Below are 17,499 nucleotides of genomic sequence, written 5' to 3'. Positions count from 1 at the left end.
CGCTTCACACTTTTCCTGGAATCGCTCTTACGTGACGCCGGTCAGTCGGCCTGATCGTCGTCGGCCATGCCGGGGTTCAGGCGCTCGCGCAATTCCTTGCCCGTCTTGAAGAAGGGCACCCATTTTTCCTCGACGAAAACGGTTTCGCCGGTGCGCGGGTTGCGGCCGGAACGGGAGGGACGGTTCTTGACGGAAAATGCGCCGAACCCCCGCAGTTCGACACGGTTGCCGGCAGCCAGTGCATCGGTGATTTCATCGAGCACGGCATTGACGATGTTCTCGACGTCCCGGTGGTAGAGATGTGGATTGCGCGCTGCGACAATCTGGACAAGCTCCGACTTGATCACGTTTACCCCCTGAAACCCCAAGGCATTTTCAATCGCGCCCAACCTGCCAAACGGAAAGAAGCCCGTCAAGGAACAAGTTGCGCGACCTTATTTCGCGCAGGATGGCGGCCGGATCAAGGCTTTCCTCGCCGGACGCCCATCCGGCGAGCCGCATGACGCTTCCCAGAAGCGGAATGACGGAGCCACGCGAAGGCGTTTTCCACTCCACCACGGGCAGCGCGGTCCCGACGCCGCGGGTGTCCAGATAGGCGCGGATCTCGCCGTCTCCGCCCAGTTCGTCGATCAGTTGCAGGCCCAGCGCCTGCCGTCCGGTGACGATGCGGCCGTCGGCGATCGGCAGAACCGTTTCGCGCGGAAGGCCGCGCCGCTCGGCCACCAGCGCGACGAACCAGTCGTAGCTGTCCATGATCGTGGCGCGGATCATCGCCTTGGCCTCCTCGCTGGCCGGATGGAAGGGCGACGGCTCGGCCTTCAACGGCGAGGACTTTTCCTCGCCGACCGTAACGCCAATCTTTTCAAGTAGTTCTCCGGCCTGAGGATATTGCATGAGAACGCCGATCGAGCCGGTGATGGAGGTTTCCCCGGCGAAGATCCGGTCGCCGGCGAGTGCGACGATATAACCGGCGGATGCGGCAAGCGTACGGACATCGGATACGACGGGCTTGCGGTCGGCCACCTGCCGCAACGCCTTGTAGAGCCGTTCGCCGCCGTAGGTCGTCCCGCCGGGCGAGGAGATCGAGACCACCAGCGCCTTCGCGGAGGAACTCCTGGCGATCCTGTCAAGACGCTCCAGCAGTTCGCGGTCGTCCTGAATGACGCCGGAAATCGTCACCTGCGCCACATGATCGCGGCGGGTATCGCGTTCCGACGGCAGGATCGCACGCCAGGCGAAGAACAGCGCGGCGGCCACGACGACAAGGGCCGCCACCCGCCAGAACGTGAGTTTCCGGCGCAGGCGCCGCCGTTCGGCAATCGAAGTTCCGTCCATTTCCATGCCCCGCCCGATCCCTTGCCGTTGCAACGCCGCGCCCAGGCTCCGGTCTCAATGAAGGCGCATTAAATGTATTATCTATGGCGGATACGCCCCGGGTTGAAGAGGGCTGCGGCAATTTCCATATTGGCAAGCACCGATATCCATGCGAAACGACCCCGTGGGCCGACCTGGCCCCACCTCCACCGCAGGCCCCGACGATGCTTGACCGAACAGACAGCGCTGCCGAGACGAATGCCGTGAAGATGCCCGAAGCCCGCTCCTACACGGCTGCGCGGCAGCATTCCGCACGCGTGCAGCGCCTGAAGATCATTCTTCCCGTCGGCGCGGCGCTCATATCGCTGATGTTCGTTCTGGTCTCCGTGATCCGTTCCTACATTCCCGACGAGATTTCCGTTCTCGGCACGAAGATCGAGGACGGCCGGATCGTCATGGAGAAGCCTGCCATTGCCGGGCGCAACAAGGACGGCATCAATTATTCGATGACCGCGGAACGCGCGTTGCAAGACATCAGGGACCCGAACTTCCTGACGCTCGAGACGATCAAAGCCGCCGTGCCCCTGAACGACAGGCTAATCGCCCGCGTCACGGCGGAGCGGGGCGATTACGACCGCTCCTCCGACCGGCTGAACATGACGGCCCCCTTCGACATCGACCTTTCGACGGGCCTGCGCGCGCACCTCGCCTCGGCCCGGATCGACGTCAAGGGCGGCACGCTCGAAAGCGACGAGCCGGTGACGATCTTCACGGATGGATCTTCGATTCTTGCGAACAGCGTCAAGATAACGGATAAGGGGCACCTGATATCCTTCGCCGGCGAGGTTCGCGTCAACATCGATCCCGTCGCCATCCGAAACAACAAGCAGCAGAGCGGCCTTAATGATTGAGTTCAGCCTGATCCCCGCCCGCAAGACCGTCGCCGTTCTGGCGGGGCTCGCCTTCGCCGCCGTCTGTCTGCCGCAGATCGCACTGGCGCAGAGCACCTCGACTCGGGGCGACCTGAGGCTTTCCAACGACCAGCCGATCCAGATCGAAAGCGACCAGCTCGACGTCAAGGACCAGGAAGCCAAGGCCATCTTCACCGGCAATGTGAAGGTGGTGCAGGGCGGCATGACCATGCAGTCGGGCAACATGACCGTCCATTATCGCGGCCAGGGCACCTCGATCAGCTCGGGCAGCGCCGACATCCAGAGCATCGAGGTCGGCGGCAAGGTGTTCCTGTCGTCCGGCACGCAGCAGGCCACCGCCGACGACGGGCGTTTCGACATGGATTCGCAGACCTTCGTGCTGACCGGCGACCGCGTGGTGCTGTCCGAAGGCCAGAACGTGTTCGTCGGCTGCAAGCTGACGGTTCACATGAACACCGGCGAGGCGAGGCTCGACAGTTGCGGCGGCCGCGTCAACATCCAGCTCGATCCGAAATCGCAGAAGAAGCCCTAAGGCGCTGTTCCCGTGAAGATCAGCAGCCTTACCAACATCGCCGGCAGGCTTCTGCCGAAAAGCAAGCCCGTCAAGACGATCGCGGACAAGAGCCGTTATGAGGGAACCCTGGTCGTCCACGGACTGACGAAGACCTATCAGACGCGCCGTGTCGTCAACGGCGTGTCGCTCGTCGTGCGCCGGGGCGAGGCGGTCGGCCTGCTCGGGCCGAACGGCGCGGGCAAGACCACCTGCTTCTACATGATCACCGGCCTCGTGCCCGTGGACACCGGCACCATCGCCATCAACGGCGACGACGTGACCGGCATGCCGATGTACCGGCGCGCGCGTCTCGGCGTCGGCTACCTGCCTCAGGAAGCCTCGATCTTCCGCGGCCTGACGGTCGAGGACAATATCCGCGCCGTTCTCGAACTGCACGACAACGACAAGGCCCGTCGCGAGGCGAAGCTCGATTCCCTGCTGGCCGAGTTCCACATCGAGAAGCTGCGCAAGTCGCCCGCCGTGGCGCTTTCGGGCGGCGAACGCCGCCGTCTGGAAATCGCCCGGGCGCTGGCCACCGACCCCGCCTTCATGCTTCTCGACGAGCCCTTCGCCGGCGTCGATCCTATCTCCGTCGCCGATATCCAGAACCTCGTCCGCCACCTGACGGCGCGCGGCATCGGCGTCCTGATCACCGATCACAACGTGCGCGAAACGCTCGGCCTCATCGACCGCGCCTACATCATCCATGCCGGCGAGGTACTGACGCACGGCCGGGCCGACGACGTGGTTTCCAACGCGGATGTGCGCCGCCTCTATCTTGGCGACAAATTCAGCCTTTAGCGCAAAAACGCGTGTCGAGGCGTATTTTTGCGTGAAATCCGGCGCGTTTGAAAGTTTTTGACAGGCCGATGACAGTTCCGCTTGACCGGAACCTTCAAAAAAGCAATTTTTGGGCCAGTTCCGCATGTCCGGGTTTCAGGACCGGGGAACGCCGAGGGAATTGAGGGAGTTTCGCGTCAGTCATGGCACTTTCCGCCAGTCTTTTCCTGCGCCAGAGCCAGTCTCTCGTCATGACTCCACAGCTGATGCAGTCCATCCAGCTGCTTCAGATGACCCATTTCGAACTGGCCCAGTTCATCGCCCAGGAAGTCGAGAAAAATCCCCTGCTGGAACTTTCGTCCGGCGATGACGACGGCGCTGCGGAACCGGCGGCCGAACCCTTCGGCGCCGAAACGCAGGAGCGCCCGGACGACCGCGACACGGGCGAGGAGCGGCTTTCGAGCGACTGGTACGAAAGCGGCCAGTCCGGCGGCGCCGACCGGCTGAACAGCGCACTGGACACCAGCTTCGAGAACGTGTTTCCCGATGACGGGCCGGAGCGGCACGCGGACGTGCCGGAACTGGTCAGCCAATGGAAATCCATGCCAGGCGGCGATGCCGGCGAAGGCTACGACCTCGATGCCTTCGCGGCGATGCAGCCCACGCTGACCGACCATCTCAACCAGCAGATCCCTTTTCTCGTGACCACCGCGCCTGACCGGCTGATCGCGCAGGTCCTGACCGACCATCTCGACGAGGCCGGCTATTTCCGCGGCGAGCTTGCGGAAATCGCGGAGCGGCTGGGCAAGGATGCCGCCGATCTGGAGCGCGTCCTGGCGGCGTTGCAGACGCTCGATCCTCCGGGCGTCTTCGCTCGCTCGCTCAGCGAGTGCCTGGCGATCCAGCTTCGGCAGAAGGACCGTCTCGACCCGGCGATGGAAGCCCTGGTCAACCATCTGGACCTGCTGGCGAAACGCGACTTTCACACGCTCAAGAAGCTGTGCGGCGTCGACGAGGAGGACCTGATCGAGATGCTCGGCGAGATTCGCGGGCTCAATCCGAAGCCCGGCAGCGGCTTCAGCGATGCCCTGTCGGAAACCATCACGCCCGACATCGTCGTCCGCGCCGGCCCGCAGGGAAACTGGCTGGTGGAACTCAATCCCGACACGCTGCCGCGGGTTCTGGTCAATCAAAGTTATTATGCCGAGGTTTCGCGCAACACCGCCCGGAACAACCAGGACCAGGCCTTCCTGTCCGAGTGCATGCAGAACGCCAACTGGCTGACCCGCAGCCTCGACCAGCGCGCCCGCACGATCATGAAGGTGGCAAGCGAGATCGTACGCCAGCAGGACGCCTTCCTCCTGCACGGTGTCGACCATCTGCGCCCGCTCAACCTCAAGACGGTCGCCGATGCGATCAAGATGCACGAATCGACGGTCAGCCGCGTCACCTCCAACAAATACATGCTGACGCCGCGCGGCCTGTTCGAACTGAAATATTTCTTCACGGTCTCGATCGGCTCGGCGGAAGGCGGCGACAATCACTCGGCGGAAGCTGTGCGCCACCGCATCCGCGCGCTGATCGAGAAGGAACGCCCGGACGCCGTTCTGTCGGACGACGACATCGTCGAAAGCCTGAAGGGCGCCGGCGTCGACCTCGCCCGGCGCACCGTCGCGAAGTATCGCGAGGCCATGAACATCCCCTCCTCCGTCCAGCGCCGCCGGGAGAAGCGCGCGCTGGCGAGGATCGCCGCGCAGTGAAGGGCGCATGTTAACGATACGGGGCCGGGAAATTAACCTGTTCTTAAGCGGCAATTGACTTTCGGTGCCCCGAAAGGTAGAAGCCCGCTCGTATCGAGGATCGGGCATGCGGGCACGGGACAACCTGTGCCGGAGGAACCGGCACTCAGTCACGATGCGCCAGAACGGCATGATCGAAGGATCCTCTACCCTGCTGCGGCATACCGGCACATTGACGACGAAGCACCTGCCGGACCGGGCTTCGGCCAGCCGGTATATTTGTCGCGAAGGCTTGGATGCGAACCGGGGTTGACTTAAACTGGTACCCGCAAATCACAACAAGAAGGGAAACTCCATGAGTGTGCGTGTATCCGGTAAGCAAATGGATGTCGGTGACTCGTTCCGTCAGAAAATCGAGGGCCAGATTGCCGATGCGGTCACGAAGTATTTCGAGGGAGGGTATTCCAGTCAGGTGATCGTGGAGAAATCCGCATCCCGCTTTTCGGCGGATTGCAGGCTTCATCTCGACACGGGCGTCAATCTTCACGCCACCGGGCAGGCCACCGAACCGCAGGCCGCTTTCGACACCGCCTGCGAGCGGCTTGAAAAGCGCCTGCGCCGCTACAAGGGCAAGCTCCGCGACCACCATGCCAGCGCCAACGGCGCCTCCGGCGAGTTCACCTTCTCCGTGATGGATGCCGTTCCGGACGAGGCGGAAGAGGTTCCCGAAGACTTCGCCCCGACCATCGTGGCCGAAAACACCCGGCCGCTGAAAACGATGTCGGTCGCCAGCGCGGTGATCGCGCTGGACATGACCGACGATCCGATCCTGCTGTTCCGCAGCCCCGGCAGCGAGCAGCTCAATATCGTCTACCGTCGTCCGGACGGTAATATCGGCTGGATCGATTCGGCCAGCATCAAGAGTTAAACCAGCCGGGCGGCGCCGGCCGCACCGGCGCCCCCCTCTTCCGCCTGAAGGCTTGAAGGAAAAGAAGTATGGCTTTGGCAGATCTGCTGCAACCAGACGCGATCATTCCCGCCCTCAAGGTCAATTCCAAGAAGCAATTGCTCCAGGAACTCGCGGCCAAGGCCGCGAAGTTGACCGGCGTGCCCGAACGCGAAATCTTTGACGTCATTCTCCAGCGCGAACGGCTGGGCTCCACCGGCGTGGGCAATGGCATCGCCATTCCGCACGGCAAGCTGAACAGCATTCCCGCGATCTGCGGCCTGTTCGCGCGCCTTGAAACGCCCGTCGATTTCGAAGCGATCGACGACGAACCCGTCGATCTCGTCTTTCTGCTGCTCGCCCCGGAAGGCGCCGGCGCAGACCACCTGAAGGCCCTTTCGCGGATCGCCCGCGTGCTGCGCGACCAGGATCTGGTCGCCAAACTGCGCGCCACGGATTCGGCCACGGCCATCTACACCTTCCTGAACGAAGACCACGCATCGAACGCGGCCTGACCCGCCTTTTCGCATCGCGGAAAGTCGATGTAATGAAAAAGCCGCGGCAAAACCGCGGCTTTTTCATGCTCGAACGACAAAAGTGCGGGAGCGGCCTGCGGGCCTCATTCCTCCTCCGCCAGATGGGAAATATCCGCAAGGCGCAGCACGGCGCGGTTGCGCCAGTAATCGTCCTGCCGCAGATGGGTGAGGCTGCCGGATCGGGCGGGAAAGCTGACGCGGCCCACGGCCTCCAGCGGCATGCCGATCCATGCGGCGATGACGAAGGTCAGCGCGAAACCATGCGTCACCACGATCTGCGTTTCGCAGGGCCGCGCCAGAATGGCGTCCATGCCGCGATAGATGCGCGCGGCGAATTCGCGGCGCGTTTCGGCGTCGTCCACGCCTCCCCGGTGATCGAGCCGGTTGTCCTCGGGAGCGGGAACCTGACGGGCATCCAGCCATTCCTGCGGCTTTCCGCCCGCAGCCCCGTAGCTGATTTCCCTGAGATCGGCGGTACGGGAAACATGCTGCCCGAGCCGCCCTGCGATGACTTCCGCCGTCTGTGTAGCGCGCAGGAGATCGGAACTGAAAATCTCGACCGGCCCGCCGCCGATCATGGCCACAAGCCGCCCGGCGACCGCGCCGGCGTCCCTCAGCCCTTTTTCCGTCAATCCCGTGTCGTACCAGCCGCCGACCCTGTTTTCGACATGGTGGACGGACTGGGTATGGGTGACGACGAAAACATCCTTCATTCCGCTTCGCCTTCCTCACGCAAACAAAAATCCCTTCTCCCGCGCGGGAGAAGGGAGCGATTGTCCGTTACGGGGCCGGCCGCGATAGCGACCGTTCAGCCCTGTTTGCCGCCTTCCGCCGGGGCCTCCTCGGGCGAGGCGGCATCCGCCTTCGGGCCACCCTTGGCGACGCCGACCATCGCCGGGCGCAGAACGCGGTCGCCGATCGTGTAGCCCGCCTGCACGACCTGGACGACCGTGTTGTTCGGCACGTTCGGGTTCGGCACCTCGAACATGGCCTGGTGGAAGTTGGGGTCGAACTTCTGCCCTTCGGCCTCGATCTTCTTCACGCCGTGACGCTCAAGCGTCGAGAGCATCGAGCGCTCGGTCATTTCCACGCCTTCCACCAGCGGCTTGATGACGGCGTCGGCGGAATCCTTGAGTTCGGCGGGAATGGCGTCCAGCGCACGGCGCAGGTTGTCGGAAACGGCCAGCATGTCGCGCGCGAAGGAAGAGGCCGCATAGGTCTTGGCGTCCTTGACCTCACGCTCGGTGCGGCGGCGCAGGTTGTCCATCTCGGCGGCAAGCCGCAGGAACTTGTCGCGCAGATCCTCGTTTTCGGCCTTCAGAACGTCGAGCGGGTTTAATTCCTCGGAAACCGGCGCTTCCCGGGCGGTTTCGTCCGCCACGGTCTCCGGCTTTTCCGCCGTATTGGCGTCAGGTCCGTTGTTCTTTGTTTCGTCGGTCATGACGTACTCCGATTTCGATTTCGAGTATGAAGGAATTCGTCGCACATATCGAGGTTCGGCCCGGAAAAATCAAGGCTTTCGGGACAGCCTTGCCATGACCTGCGCCGTATAGTCGACCATCGGCACGATGCGGGAATAGTTGAGACGGGTCGGCCCGATGACGCCGACGACGCCGACGATGCGCTCCTCGCTGTCGCGATAGGGCGAGACGATGAGCGATGAGCCGGACAGCGAGAAAAGCTTGTTCTCCGAACCGATGAAGATGCGCACGCCCGGCCCGCTTTCGGCCAGATCGAGCAGTTCGATCAGCCCGTCCTTCTGCTCCAGGTCCTCGAACAGCATGCGCACGCGGTCGATATCTTCCGCGCCCGCCAGCCCTTCCAGCAGGTTGGCATGGCCGCGGATGATGAGACGCGCCGGCTTGCCGCTTTCGCTCTCGCCGGACCGGACCGCAAGGCCGCGCTCGACCAGATCGCCGGCAAGCTGGTCGAGTTCGCCGGCGATCTCGATCTTCAGCCGGGCAAGCTGGCCGCGCAGCTCCGCGAGTGTCTGGCCGCCGAGATGGGCGTTGAGGAAATTCGCCGCTTCGGTGAGTTGCGAGGCGGACACGCCGGCCGGCAGCTCGATGATGCGGTTTTCGACCTGGTTGTGCTCGCCGACCAGAATGGCGAGCGCCCGCGTCGGCTCCAGCCGGATGAACTCGACATGCTTGAGAACCGGGTCGTTCTTGCCGGTGATGACGAGGCCCGCGCCGCGCGAGACGCCGGAAAGCAGCCGGCTCGCCTCGTTCATGACGCTTTCCATCGTCGTGTCCGTGCCGGAGGGGCGGATCTGCCGGTCGATTTCGGCGCGCTCCTGATGGGAAAGATCGCCGACCTGCATGAAGGCATCGACGAAGAAGCGCAGGCCCTGCTGGGTCGGCAGGCGCCCGGCGCTGACATGCGGCGAATAGATGAGTCCGAGCGATTCCAGATCGCTCATCACGTTGCGCACCGAAGCCGGTGACAGCGGCGTCGGCAGCAGCCGGGACAGGTTGCGCGAGCCGAGCGGCTCGCCGGTATCGAGGTAGGTTTCCACGATACGACGGAAAATATCGCGCGAGCGCTCGTCCAGCGCCGCGACAATCTCTTCCCCGGCCGGTTTCGTCGATCCCATCTGTCCGTTACACCTCGACATTCTCCATATCCGAAATATAGTCACGACTTCGCCCATGCAAAAGGGAAAATGGGCGAGACGTCCGTCATTCCCGCCCGCTTTTCCTTTGCAAAACGGCGTGCGTGCCCGTAGAAGGCTCCAACGAACGGATTCAGGAGCGAGAAATGCGGCCTTCAGGCAGAAAAACCGACCAGATGCGAAAGGTTTCCTTCGAGCGCAACGTCTCGAAACACGCGGAAGGCTCGTGTCTGGTGAAGTTCGGCGACACGCATGTTCTCTGTACGGCTAGCCTCGAGGAAAAGCCGCCGGCATGGCTGCGCAACAGCGGCAAGGGCTGGGTGACGGCCGAATACGGCATGCTGCCGCGCGCCACCGGCGACCGCATGCGCCGCGAGGCCGCCGCCGGCAAGCAGGGCGGCCGCACGCAGGAAATCCAGCGCCTGATCGGCCGCTCGCTGCGCGCCGTCGTCGATCTCCAGGCGCTCGGCGAACGCCAGATCACCATCGACTGCGACGTCATCCAGGCCGATGGCGGCACGCGCACGGCCTCGATCACCGGCGGCTTCCTCGCCCTTCACGATTGCCTGAAGTGGATGGAAGCGCGCAGCATGGTCAAGGTCGAGAAGGTCCTGAAGGACCATGTCGCCGCCATTTCCTGCGGCATCTTCGCGGGCCAGCCGGTCATCGACCTCGACTATCTCGAAGATTCCTCTGCCGAGACCGACGCCAATTTCGTCATGACCGGCAAGGGCGGCATCGTCGAGATCCAGGGCACGGCGGAGGCCGAACCCTTCAGCCAGGACGAGTTGATGACCCTGCTCGGCCTTGCCCGCAACGGCATCGCCGAACTGGTGGAACTGCAAAAACAGGCGATCGCCTGAACGGAGCGAACCCGTGGCCGAGCTGATCGAAGGCATTCTGGAGACGGCGCTTTACGCGGACGACCTCGATGCGGCAGAAGCCTTTTACGGCACGCTGCTCGGACTTGAGAAAATCCTGCGCGACGGCAACCGGCACGTCTTCTTCCGATGCGGCCCCGGCGTTCTGCTGATCTTCAACGCCGCCGAGACGGCACGGCCCGATCCGGCCAGCCGCTTTCCGGTTCCCGCGCATGGCGCACACGGGCCGGGGCACGCCTGTTTCCGGGTGCGCGGCGCGAAACTCGATGCGATGGCGCAAAGCCTCAGGGCCGCCGGCATCGCCATCGAGGCGGATTTCCGCTGGCCGAACGGCGCCCGCTCGCTCTATTTCCGCGACCCGGCGGGAAACAGCCTCGAATGCGCCGAACCGGCGATCTGGAACATGGAAGAGACCTGAACCGATGCGCAAGCTCGACACCCGCACCATCGTCGTCGCAAGCCACAATGCCGGCAAGATCCGCGAGATCGCGGAACTGATCGGCCCGTTCGGCTTTTCGGCGAAATCCGCCGCCGAACTGAAATTCGCCGAGCCGGAGGAGACCGGCACGACCTTCGAGGAGAATGCCGCGATCAAGGCGCTCGCTTCGGCCAGAGCCTCCGGCCTGCCCGCGCTCTCCGACGATTCCGGCCTCGTCATCGACGCGCTCGGCGGCGCGCCGGGGGTCTACACCGCCAACTGGGCCGAGCGCGAGGACGGGACCCGCGATTTTCCCTGGGCGATGGAAAAGGTCGAAAAGGCGCTGGCCGAACGGGGCGCCACGGCACCGGAACAGCGTTCCGCCCGTTTCGTCAGCGTTCTCTGCCTCGCCTGGCCGGACGGCCACACGGAAATCTTCCGCGGCGAGGTCGAAGGCACGGTCGTCTGGCCTCCGCGCGGCGACAAGGGCTTCGGCTACGATCCGCTCTTCCAGCCGCAAGGCTACGACAAGACCTTCGGCGAACTGACGTCGGAGGAAAAGCACGGCTGGAAGCCGGGCGACGCCACGGCGCTTTCGCACCGCGCCCGCGCCTTCAAGCTGTTCGTCGAAACCTGCCTGACGGCCTGACCCCATGAACGCCGCAGCCTCGACCTTTCTTCTGCCCGACACGGGCGAACCGGGCTTCGGCGTCTATATCCACTGGCCGTTCTGCGCGGCCAAGTGCCCCTATTGCGACTTCAACAGCCATGTGCGCCACCAGCCGGTCGACCAGCCGCGCTTCGTCTCCGCCTTTCTCCGGGAAATGGAGAGGATGCGGGCGCTGAGCGGCCCGAAAACCGTGACCAGCATCTTCATCGGCGGCGGCACTCCTTCGCTGATGGACCCGCAGACGGTCGATGCGATCCTGTCCGGCATCGCCCGCAGCTGGCATGTGCCGGACGGCATCGAGATCACGATGGAGGCCAATCCCTCCAGCGTCGAGGCGGAACGCTTCCGCGGCTATCGCGCCGCCGGCGTCAACCGCGTCTCGCTCGGCGTGCAGGCCCTGAACGACCGCGACCTGAAATTCCTCGGCCGCCTGCACAACGTGGAAGACGCCCTGAAGGCGATCCGGCTGGCGCGCGAGATCTTTCCGCGCATGTCCTTCGACCTGATCTATGCCCGGCCTAACCAGACGGTGGAGGCTTGGGAGGCGGAACTGCGGCAGGCCATTTCCTACGCGGTCGACCACCTGTCGCTCTACCAGCTCACCATCGAGGAGGGCACGCCCTTCTACGGGCTGCACAAGGCCGGCAAGCTGATCGTGCCGGACGGCGACCAGTCCGCAACGCTCTACGAGGCGACGCAGGACATCACCGCCTCCGAGGGCATGCCGGCCTACGAGGTTTCCAACCATGCCCGCCCCGGCGCGGAAAGCCGGCACAATCTCACCTACTGGCGCTATGGCGATTATGCCGGCATCGGCCCCGGCGCGCACGGACGGCTGACCACCGGGCGCGACAAGCTCGCCACCGCGACCGAGCGCAACCCGGAGCGCTGGCTGGACCTCGTGGAGCAGGACGGCCACGGCATGGTCGACCGGGAGCGCCTCGGCCTGGAAGAGCAGGCCGACGAGCTTCTGCTGATGGGGCTGCGGCTGCGCGAGGGCATCGATCTCGCCCGCTGGAGCGCGTTTTCCGGGCGCGATCTCAATCCGGACCGGGAAGCGCTCCTGCTCGAACACGGCTTCGTCGAGCGTATCGGCAATTCGCGGCTGCGCTGCACGCCATCCGGCATGCTCATTCTCGACGCCGTGGTCGCCGACCTCGCCTGCTGATCAGCGCGCCTGGAGACTGTCTGGTTCATTCTGAACCAGGCAAACTCCAGGATTCTTTGTTTACGTTTGTCTTTTCGGGAAAACCGGTTCCCACTTTTCCCTGACAAACTCTATCGCGCGACGAAGCGTCGCCAGAGGCGGCCGTCGATGGCCGCAAGCCCTGCCCCGATCAGCACCATGCCGGCGAAGTGACGCGGCGCGAGCTGCTCGCCGAGCACCATCGCCGCCAGCAGGATGGCGCTCGGCGGAATGAGGATCGTGACCAGCATCAGGTTCGTCGCGCCCGCCGTCGCCAGAATGCGGAAGAACAGGATATAGGCGAGCGCGGAGGAGAGGATCGCGAGCGCGAACAGGGCGAGCCATGCTTCCAGCCCCGGCACGGGCAGGCTGAACGGCCGGTCGACCAGCAGGGCGACGGGCAGGAGAAGCGCCGACGAGGCCGTGAGCTGGCCGACCGCCGGCACGAGCGGCGGCATGCCCATCGCCTTGAACCGGCGGCCATAGACACCGGCGAAGGCATAGCTGAGCGCGGCGCCGAGAACAGCCAGTTCCCCCAGAAAATCGTTGCCGGCGTGACCGAGAACGGACGGCCCCACCATGACGACCACCCCGGCGAAGCCGACAAGCAGGCCGGCGGCGCGGTTCACCGTCAATTTTTCGTCCGCCGTCAGGACATGCGCGACGATGACGCCGAACAGCGGCGTCGTGGCGTTGAGAATCGCCGCCAGGCCACTGGCGATATGCGTCTGGCCCCAGACGATCAGGACGAAGGGCACGACATTGTTGATCAGGCCCATGCCGAAGAAGGCCTGCCAGGCCTGCCGGCTTTTCGGCACGACGATGCCCCACAGGCGGGCCACCAGCCAGAGCGCCAGCGCGGCCAGAACCACGCGGCCCGCGACGATGGTGAGCGGCGGCCAGACCTTGACCAGAATGCCGTTGAAAAGGAAGGAGCCGCCCCACAGCACGGAGAGCGCCGCCAGCATGGCCCATTCCGCCAGTCCCATTTCCTTCGACGCCATCGCCTTCTCCCTTGCCGCCCGGCCATCTTTCCACAGTCTTCAACCGGTAGCCACCCGAATCCCGCAGCCGGACGTTCAAGATGGAATCGCCACAAACACCCCTGCGGCAGGCAGGCGAAACTGGCTGCGGGCTGGTCCTTGTGCTATGGATTGCATAGCCTTGAGCGCTGCCTTCGGCAAACGAGACTTTCTCGACCCATGAACGAGTTTTTCTAAACCATGAACCCGGCCGAGCCCTCCCTTTCCGCCCTGCGCGCCTTCGAGGCCGCCGCCCGTCACCAGAGCATGACGCGCGCGGCGGCGGAACTGAACGTGACGGCCGGCGCGGTCAGTCTTCAGGTGCGGGAGCTGGAAGCCGCGCTCGGGCTTTCGCTTTTCGAACGGCGGCCGCGACAGCTCATTCTGACACCTACCGGCAAGGACTATGCGGCAACGCTGCATACGGCGTTCCGGCTCATTCGCGAGGCGACGGCCGTCGCACGGGCGCAGGCGAGGTCGGACATCGTCACGCTGAGCTGCACGCCGGGCTTCGCCCTCCAGTGGCTTCTGCCGCGGGTGGACCGTTTCCAGACCGGCCATGCCGGCATCGACCTGCGCATCAGCACGACGAGCCGGCTCGTCGATTTCCAGCGGGACGGCGTCGCGCTGGCCGTGCGGCACGGGTTGGGCGGCTACCCCGGCCTCGTCAGCGAAAAGCTGATCGACGACGACCTGATCGTGGTCGCAAGCCCCGCCGTCGCGGAACGGCTCGGGCCGGACCCGCAGCCCGGGGCCTTGCACGGGGCAACGCTGATCCACGATGGAGGGCGGGAGGACTGGCGGCTCTGGCTGGAAGCCGCCGGCGTGGCGGAGATCGGCTGGCGCAAGGGGCCGCTCATCGCGCCCGACAGCAACGGAGCGCTGGAAGCGGCGCGTGCCGGCATCGGCTTCGCCCTGATGCGGCAGGGCTTCGTTGCCGACGATCTTGCGCAGGGGCGTCTCGCCGCGCCTTTCGGCAAGCCTGTCAAAAGCCGTTTCGCCTATTACATCGTCTATCCGCCGGGTGTGCTGGACCGCCCCGCCGTGCGCCAGACCCGCGACTGGCTGCTTTCGGAAGCCGGCAGATCCTGAAACGGCGACCAAACGGGGATGCGGAAAGATTCCATCCCCGCATTCCCGCCGGAACGGCTTCAGCGCCCGGACAGGAGAAGCCGCGAGCCGAAGCCGACGAAGATGGTCCCGACCAGAAGATCGGTCTTGCGGCGTGTCCTGAGATAGGCGGCGGCCACACGGCGATGCGTCAGAAGGCCGATCAGCATCACATAGTAGATGGCCGAGATGACGACCATCGTGGCAATGGCGGCGACGCCATAGTGCCACGGCGCATCCGCCGGCATGGTGGCCGCGAAGAGACTCGCGACGAACAGGGCGGACTTGGGATTGGCAAGGTTCGTCATCACCCCCATGCGATAGGCGGTCTTCAGCGACACAGCCCGGCGCTCCAGCACCAGTTCGGGCGCCGGCGCGGGCCTACGCGCCGCCCAGAGGATTTTCGCGCCGAGCCAGATCAGATAGAGGCCGCCTACCACCTTCAGCGCCGTATAGGCGAAAGGGGCCGCCTGAAACAGCGCATTGATGCCGAACCAGCCGGCAAGCCCCCAGCACAAGGTGCCGGTTATCGTTCCGACGGCCGCGACGATCGCTACGCGCCGCTCTGCCGTCAGCGCGTAGCGGATAGCCAGAAGCGTGTTCGGACCCGGCGTTATCGCCGCTACAGTCCAGATCATCGCAACCGACAGAAGGAACATCGGGCTCACCCGGTCAGGCGTTGTTTTCGTTGATCAGCCGCTTGAGCAGCTCGATCTCGTGGCTGAGCTTGGCATCCGCCGAGATCAGTTCCTCGATCTTGCGCACGGCGTGAAGCACGGTCGTATGATCGCGGCCGCCGAAACGCCGGCCAATTTCCGGGAAGGAGCGCGGCGTCAGCGTCTTCGACAGATACATGGCGATCTGGCGCGGCTTGACGATGACCCGGGTGCGGCGGTTCGAAACCAGCTCCTGCCGCGACACGTTGTAATGGCGGGCAACGATGCGCTGGATGTCCTCGATGCGCACGCGGCGGGCCTCGCCGGTGCCGACCAGATGGGCGAGCAGTTCGTCGACACGATCGATGGAGATGTCCGGCTCGAAGGAGCGGCGGAACACGAGCTGGTTGAAGGCACCCTCCAGCTCGCGACCGCTGGCGGTGACGTTGCGCGCGACGTGGTTGAGGATTTCCTCGGGAATGTCGAGCGTCGGGTCGTCGGCGCGGGCCGCTTCGAGGCGAATCTTCAGCATCTGGAGGCGCATCTCGTAATCCGGCGCCTCCATCTCGATGGCGACGCCGCCCTGAAGACGCGAACGGACGCGCGGGTCGAGCGATTCCAGCTCCCAGGGCGCACGGTCCGCGGCGACGACGACCTGCTTGGCGCTGTCGAGCAGCATGTTGAGCAGATGGCAGAACTCGTGCTGGATCATCTTGCCTTGCAGGAACTGCATGTCGTCGATGATCAGCAGATCGATATTGCGCAGCGAATCCTTCAGCGTCAGCGCATCATTGTCGCGGATGGCGGTGGCAAAACGCCACATGAAATATTCGGCCGTCAGATAGACGACGCGCGGCGAGCGCGGCGAACGGACGGCGGCATTGGCGACGGCCTGAAGAAGATGCGTCTTTCCAAGACCGACATTCGAGTGAATGAAGAGCGGATTGAAACGGACGGCCCCGGCGCCGGCCTCGGCGATCGTCCGGGCGGCGGCCAGCGCCACGCGGTTGGACGAGCCCTCGATGAAATTGTCGAAGACGAAGCGGCTGTCGAGCGGCGAGCCGAACAGCGGGCCGGCGGCGGACCGCGGCGCAGCGGCAGAATCCGGCTGCGGCACGGCGATCTGGCCGACCTGCTGGGGACCGCGCAGGCGCCCCTGGTTGACCGCGATCTCGCTTGCCGGACGTTCGTCGGCGGCAGGAGCGCGCGGATGGCGGGTTGCCGTGCGCACCAGGATCTCGACCTTCAGGACCGCCGGGTCCTCGGCCTGGAACAGGCCGGTGATCAGATCCAGATAGCGGTTGTTGATCCAGGATTTCAGGAAAGTCGTCGGCACGGTCAGCCGGGCGACGCTCTTGGAGATGGAGTGCAGCTTCAGCCTGCCAAACCAGCTTGCGTAAACTTCCGGGCCCACCTGCGTCTTCAAGCGGATGCTGACCCGCTCGAAAAGAGCATCATGCTTCATTGAAGCCGCATCTCCTGCCGTGGTTCCAGAGACCAGTTCCTCCCGCCCGCAGCCCTCGCTTTCGCTGGGGGATACGTTCTTCGTCACCAGGTTCATCTGCATTTCGCCGCCTTCCGAATTTCATTACCGCCAGATGGCTTGCATACCATCCGCCGGGACTTCTCTTCTCATGCGGAAATACGGCTCATTCATGAACCGGCGTTCCGCGCCCCCGTTCGGGACCCGAGGGTCCGCCCGACTGCGCCCGTCCTCGTTAAACGTGCGCAGCCGTCAGAATACGGCTTCCCTCACCCCGCCACGCCGACATGGACACAGAAACACATTCTGCATCTACCGACAGTGCAGGCTTCAGTCAGCCAGTGAATGAAAAAACGAAGCAGATCTGCTCCGAGGAAGGGTCCAAGCCTTATTCTGCCGCATCGGCTGCGATCAGATTTTCAGGTCCGTTCTTATCGGCCTCGGCCCTTTCCTGAGAGCCATTTACGCAGGATCGATCAGGGAGATCAACGGCCTTTTTTGACGCGGCGCGCCGGAAAGCCATTGACTCTCGGGGCGTCATTTGAGCGTCACAATTACCCCGTTGGAGAATCGCTTTTGAATCAATGGGATTCAAAAATGGCTGGTATGAGACCGGCCAATACGACAAAAAAATAAAAAAGCGCTTGACTCAGGATCAG

Annotated in this window: 19 protein-coding genes; 11 read left to right on the top strand and 8 right to left on the bottom strand. The window is 64.3% G+C overall.

Annotated features, from left to right (window positions below):
• Nucleotides 1–41: 41 nt before the first annotated feature.
• Together NOF55_RS01470 and sppA are read right to left on the bottom strand one after the other, a co-directional pair.
• Complete coding sequence (locus NOF55_RS01470; RefSeq protein ID WP_306409538.1) at nucleotides 42–347, bottom strand: integration host factor subunit beta; 306 nt, start codon at nucleotides 345–347, stop codon at nucleotides 42–44.
• 28 nt (nucleotides 348–375) lie between these two features.
• Complete coding sequence (sppA, locus tag NOF55_RS01465; protein ID WP_306409537.1) at nucleotides 376–1,335, bottom strand: signal peptide peptidase SppA; 960 nt, start codon at nucleotides 1,333–1,335, stop codon at nucleotides 376–378.
• Between the two features lie 203 nt (nucleotides 1,336–1,538).
• Here sppA and lptC point away from each other — a divergent pair, with 203 nt between their 5' ends.
• The 6 genes from lptC to ptsN all read left to right on the top strand — a co-directional run bounded on the left by lptC (nucleotide 1,539) and on the right by ptsN (nucleotide 6,779).
• Complete coding sequence (gene lptC / locus NOF55_RS01460) at nucleotides 1,539–2,225, top strand: LPS export ABC transporter periplasmic protein LptC (protein WP_306409536.1); 687 nt, start codon at nucleotides 1,539–1,541, stop codon at nucleotides 2,223–2,225.
• Nucleotides 2,218–2,778, top strand: a complete 561-nt coding sequence (locus NOF55_RS01455) for an LptA/OstA family protein (RefSeq protein ID WP_306409535.1) — start codon at nucleotides 2,218–2,220, stop codon at nucleotides 2,776–2,778. The genes lptC and NOF55_RS01455 overlap by 8 nt, the downstream gene beginning before the upstream one ends.
• 51 nt (nucleotides 2,779–2,829) lie before the next feature.
• Entirely contained in the window at nucleotides 2,830–3,600 is a 771-nt protein-coding gene (gene lptB, locus NOF55_RS01450; protein ID WP_370868919.1) for an LPS export ABC transporter ATP-binding protein, read from the top strand.
• Nucleotides 3,601–3,782: 182 nt separating this feature from the next.
• Nucleotides 3,783–5,339: an RNA polymerase factor sigma-54 gene (gene rpoN / locus NOF55_RS01445; protein WP_306409534.1), complete on the top strand. Its 1,557-nt coding sequence runs from the start codon at nucleotides 3,783–3,785 to the stop codon at nucleotides 5,337–5,339.
• A gap of 334 nt (nucleotides 5,340–5,673) precedes the next feature.
• On the top strand, nucleotides 5,674–6,246 hold the full coding sequence (gene hpf, locus NOF55_RS01440; RefSeq protein WP_306409533.1) for a ribosome hibernation-promoting factor, HPF/YfiA family: 573 nt from the start codon (nucleotides 5,674–5,676) through the stop codon (nucleotides 6,244–6,246).
• Nucleotides 6,247–6,314: 68 nt separating this feature from the next.
• A complete protein-coding gene (gene ptsN / locus NOF55_RS01435) occupies nucleotides 6,315–6,779 on the top strand; it encodes a PTS IIA-like nitrogen regulatory protein PtsN (RefSeq protein WP_306409532.1) in 465 nt (154 codons plus the stop codon).
• A gap of 104 nt (nucleotides 6,780–6,883) precedes the next feature.
• Here ptsN and NOF55_RS01430 read toward each other — a convergent pair whose 3' ends face one another.
• The 3 genes from NOF55_RS01430 to hrcA form a co-directional block, all read right to left on the bottom strand.
• Nucleotides 6,884–7,513, bottom strand: coding sequence for a histidine phosphatase family protein (locus NOF55_RS01430; protein ID WP_306409531.1), 630 nt, complete (start codon nucleotides 7,511–7,513; stop codon nucleotides 6,884–6,886).
• Between the two features lie 95 nt (nucleotides 7,514–7,608).
• Nucleotides 7,609–8,241: a nucleotide exchange factor GrpE gene (grpE, locus tag NOF55_RS01425; protein WP_306409530.1), complete on the bottom strand. Its 633-nt coding sequence runs from the start codon at nucleotides 8,239–8,241 to the stop codon at nucleotides 7,609–7,611.
• Nucleotides 8,242–8,310: 69 nt separating this feature from the next.
• Nucleotides 8,311–9,396 (bottom strand): heat-inducible transcriptional repressor HrcA, encoded by a 1,086-nt coding sequence (gene hrcA / locus NOF55_RS01420; protein WP_306410166.1) that lies wholly within the window; start codon nucleotides 9,394–9,396, stop codon nucleotides 8,311–8,313.
• Between the two features lie 164 nt (nucleotides 9,397–9,560).
• Between hrcA and rph the strand changes: the two genes are divergently transcribed.
• The 4 genes from rph to hemW are packed head-to-tail and all read left to right on the top strand — an operon-like array spanning nucleotide 9,561 to nucleotide 12,551.
• Nucleotides 9,561–10,277, top strand: a complete 717-nt coding sequence (gene rph, locus NOF55_RS01415; protein WP_306409529.1) for a ribonuclease PH — start codon at nucleotides 9,561–9,563, stop codon at nucleotides 10,275–10,277.
• 13 nt (nucleotides 10,278–10,290) lie between these two features.
• The gene (locus NOF55_RS01410) at nucleotides 10,291–10,713 is read left to right on the top strand and encodes a VOC family protein (RefSeq protein WP_306409528.1); all 423 of its coding nucleotides are present in this window, start codon (nucleotides 10,291–10,293) and stop codon (nucleotides 10,711–10,713) included.
• A gap of 4 nt (nucleotides 10,714–10,717) precedes the next feature.
• Nucleotides 10,718–11,362 carry an RdgB/HAM1 family non-canonical purine NTP pyrophosphatase gene (gene rdgB / locus NOF55_RS01405; protein ID WP_306409527.1) on the top strand — a complete coding sequence of 215 codons (645 nt, stop codon included), beginning with the start codon at nucleotides 10,718–10,720 and terminating at the stop codon, nucleotides 11,360–11,362.
• A gap of 4 nt (nucleotides 11,363–11,366) precedes the next feature.
• A complete protein-coding gene (hemW, locus tag NOF55_RS01400) occupies nucleotides 11,367–12,551 on the top strand; it encodes a radical SAM family heme chaperone HemW (RefSeq protein ID WP_306409526.1) in 1,185 nt (394 codons plus the stop codon).
• A 110-nt stretch (nucleotides 12,552–12,661) separates the two neighbouring features.
• Here the strand turns inward: hemW and NOF55_RS01395 are convergent, their stop codons facing one another.
• Nucleotides 12,662–13,573, bottom strand: coding sequence for a DMT family transporter (locus NOF55_RS01395; RefSeq protein WP_306409525.1), 912 nt, complete (start codon nucleotides 13,571–13,573; stop codon nucleotides 12,662–12,664).
• Between the two features lie 219 nt (nucleotides 13,574–13,792).
• Between NOF55_RS01395 and gcvA the strand changes: the two genes are divergently transcribed.
• Nucleotides 13,793–14,683 (top strand): transcriptional regulator GcvA, encoded by an 891-nt coding sequence (gcvA, locus tag NOF55_RS01390; RefSeq protein WP_306409524.1) that lies wholly within the window; start codon nucleotides 13,793–13,795, stop codon nucleotides 14,681–14,683.
• Nucleotides 14,684–14,742: 59 nt separating this feature from the next.
• On the opposite strand, the gene NOF55_RS01385 is transcribed toward gcvA, so the two are convergent.
• Together NOF55_RS01385 and dnaA are read right to left on the bottom strand one after the other, a co-directional pair.
• The gene (locus tag NOF55_RS01385; protein WP_306409523.1) at nucleotides 14,743–15,360 is read right to left on the bottom strand and encodes a LysE family translocator; all 618 of its coding nucleotides are present in this window, start codon (nucleotides 15,358–15,360) and stop codon (nucleotides 14,743–14,745) included.
• A gap of 13 nt (nucleotides 15,361–15,373) precedes the next feature.
• Nucleotides 15,374–16,822, bottom strand: a complete 1,449-nt coding sequence (dnaA, locus tag NOF55_RS01380; protein ID WP_370868863.1) for a chromosomal replication initiator protein DnaA — start codon at nucleotides 16,820–16,822, stop codon at nucleotides 15,374–15,376.
• Between the last annotated feature and the right edge of the window lie 677 nt (nucleotides 16,823–17,499).

The organism is Ectorhizobium quercum, assembly GCF_026552795.1.
In the GTDB taxonomy this organism is placed as follows: Bacteria; Pseudomonadota; Alphaproteobacteria; order Rhizobiales; family Rhizobiaceae; genus Ectorhizobium; species Ectorhizobium quercum.
The sequence above is the reverse complement of the archived record's forward strand: the minus strand, read 5'-3'. Positions and strand labels throughout refer to the sequence as shown.

Bases quoted from the DNA above. Each gene is read 5' to 3' on its own strand.
- NOF55_RS01455 (WP_306409535.1), top strand. From the start codon at position 2,218: ATGATTGAGTTCAGCCTGATCCCCGCCCGCAAGACCGTCGCCGTTCTG.
- grpE (WP_306409530.1), bottom strand. From the start codon at position 8,241: ATGACCGACGAAACAAAGAACAACGGACCTGACGCCAATACGGCGGAA.
- ptsN (WP_306409532.1), top strand. From the start codon at position 6,315: ATGGCTTTGGCAGATCTGCTGCAACCAGACGCGATCATTCCCGCCCTC.
- lptC (WP_306409536.1), top strand. From the start codon at position 1,539: ATGCTTGACCGAACAGACAGCGCTGCCGAGACGAATGCCGTGAAGATG.
- rpoN (WP_306409534.1), top strand. From the start codon at position 3,783: ATGGCACTTTCCGCCAGTCTTTTCCTGCGCCAGAGCCAGTCTCTCGTC.
- hemW (WP_306409526.1), top strand. From the start codon at position 11,367: ATGAACGCCGCAGCCTCGACCTTTCTTCTGCCCGACACGGGCGAACCG.
- NOF55_RS01395 (WP_306409525.1), bottom strand. From the start codon at position 13,573: ATGGCGTCGAAGGAAATGGGACTGGCGGAATGGGCCATGCTGGCGGCG.
- NOF55_RS01385 (WP_306409523.1), bottom strand. From the start codon at position 15,360: ATGTTCCTTCTGTCGGTTGCGATGATCTGGACTGTAGCGGCGATAACG.
- NOF55_RS01430 (WP_306409531.1), bottom strand. From the start codon at position 7,513: ATGAAGGATGTTTTCGTCGTCACCCATACCCAGTCCGTCCACCATGTC.
- hpf (WP_306409533.1), top strand. From the start codon at position 5,674: ATGAGTGTGCGTGTATCCGGTAAGCAAATGGATGTCGGTGACTCGTTC.
- sppA (WP_306409537.1), bottom strand. From the start codon at position 1,335: ATGGACGGAACTTCGATTGCCGAACGGCGGCGCCTGCGCCGGAAACTC.
- dnaA (WP_370868863.1), bottom strand. From the start codon at position 16,822: ATGAAGCATGATGCTCTTTTCGAGCGGGTCAGCATCCGCTTGAAGACG.
- gcvA (WP_306409524.1), top strand. From the start codon at position 13,793: ATGAACCCGGCCGAGCCCTCCCTTTCCGCCCTGCGCGCCTTCGAGGCC.
- rdgB (WP_306409527.1), top strand. From the start codon at position 10,718: ATGCGCAAGCTCGACACCCGCACCATCGTCGTCGCAAGCCACAATGCC.
- rph (WP_306409529.1), top strand. From the start codon at position 9,561: ATGCGGCCTTCAGGCAGAAAAACCGACCAGATGCGAAAGGTTTCCTTC.
- hrcA (WP_306410166.1), bottom strand. From the start codon at position 9,396: ATGGGATCGACGAAACCGGCCGGGGAAGAGATTGTCGCGGCGCTGGAC.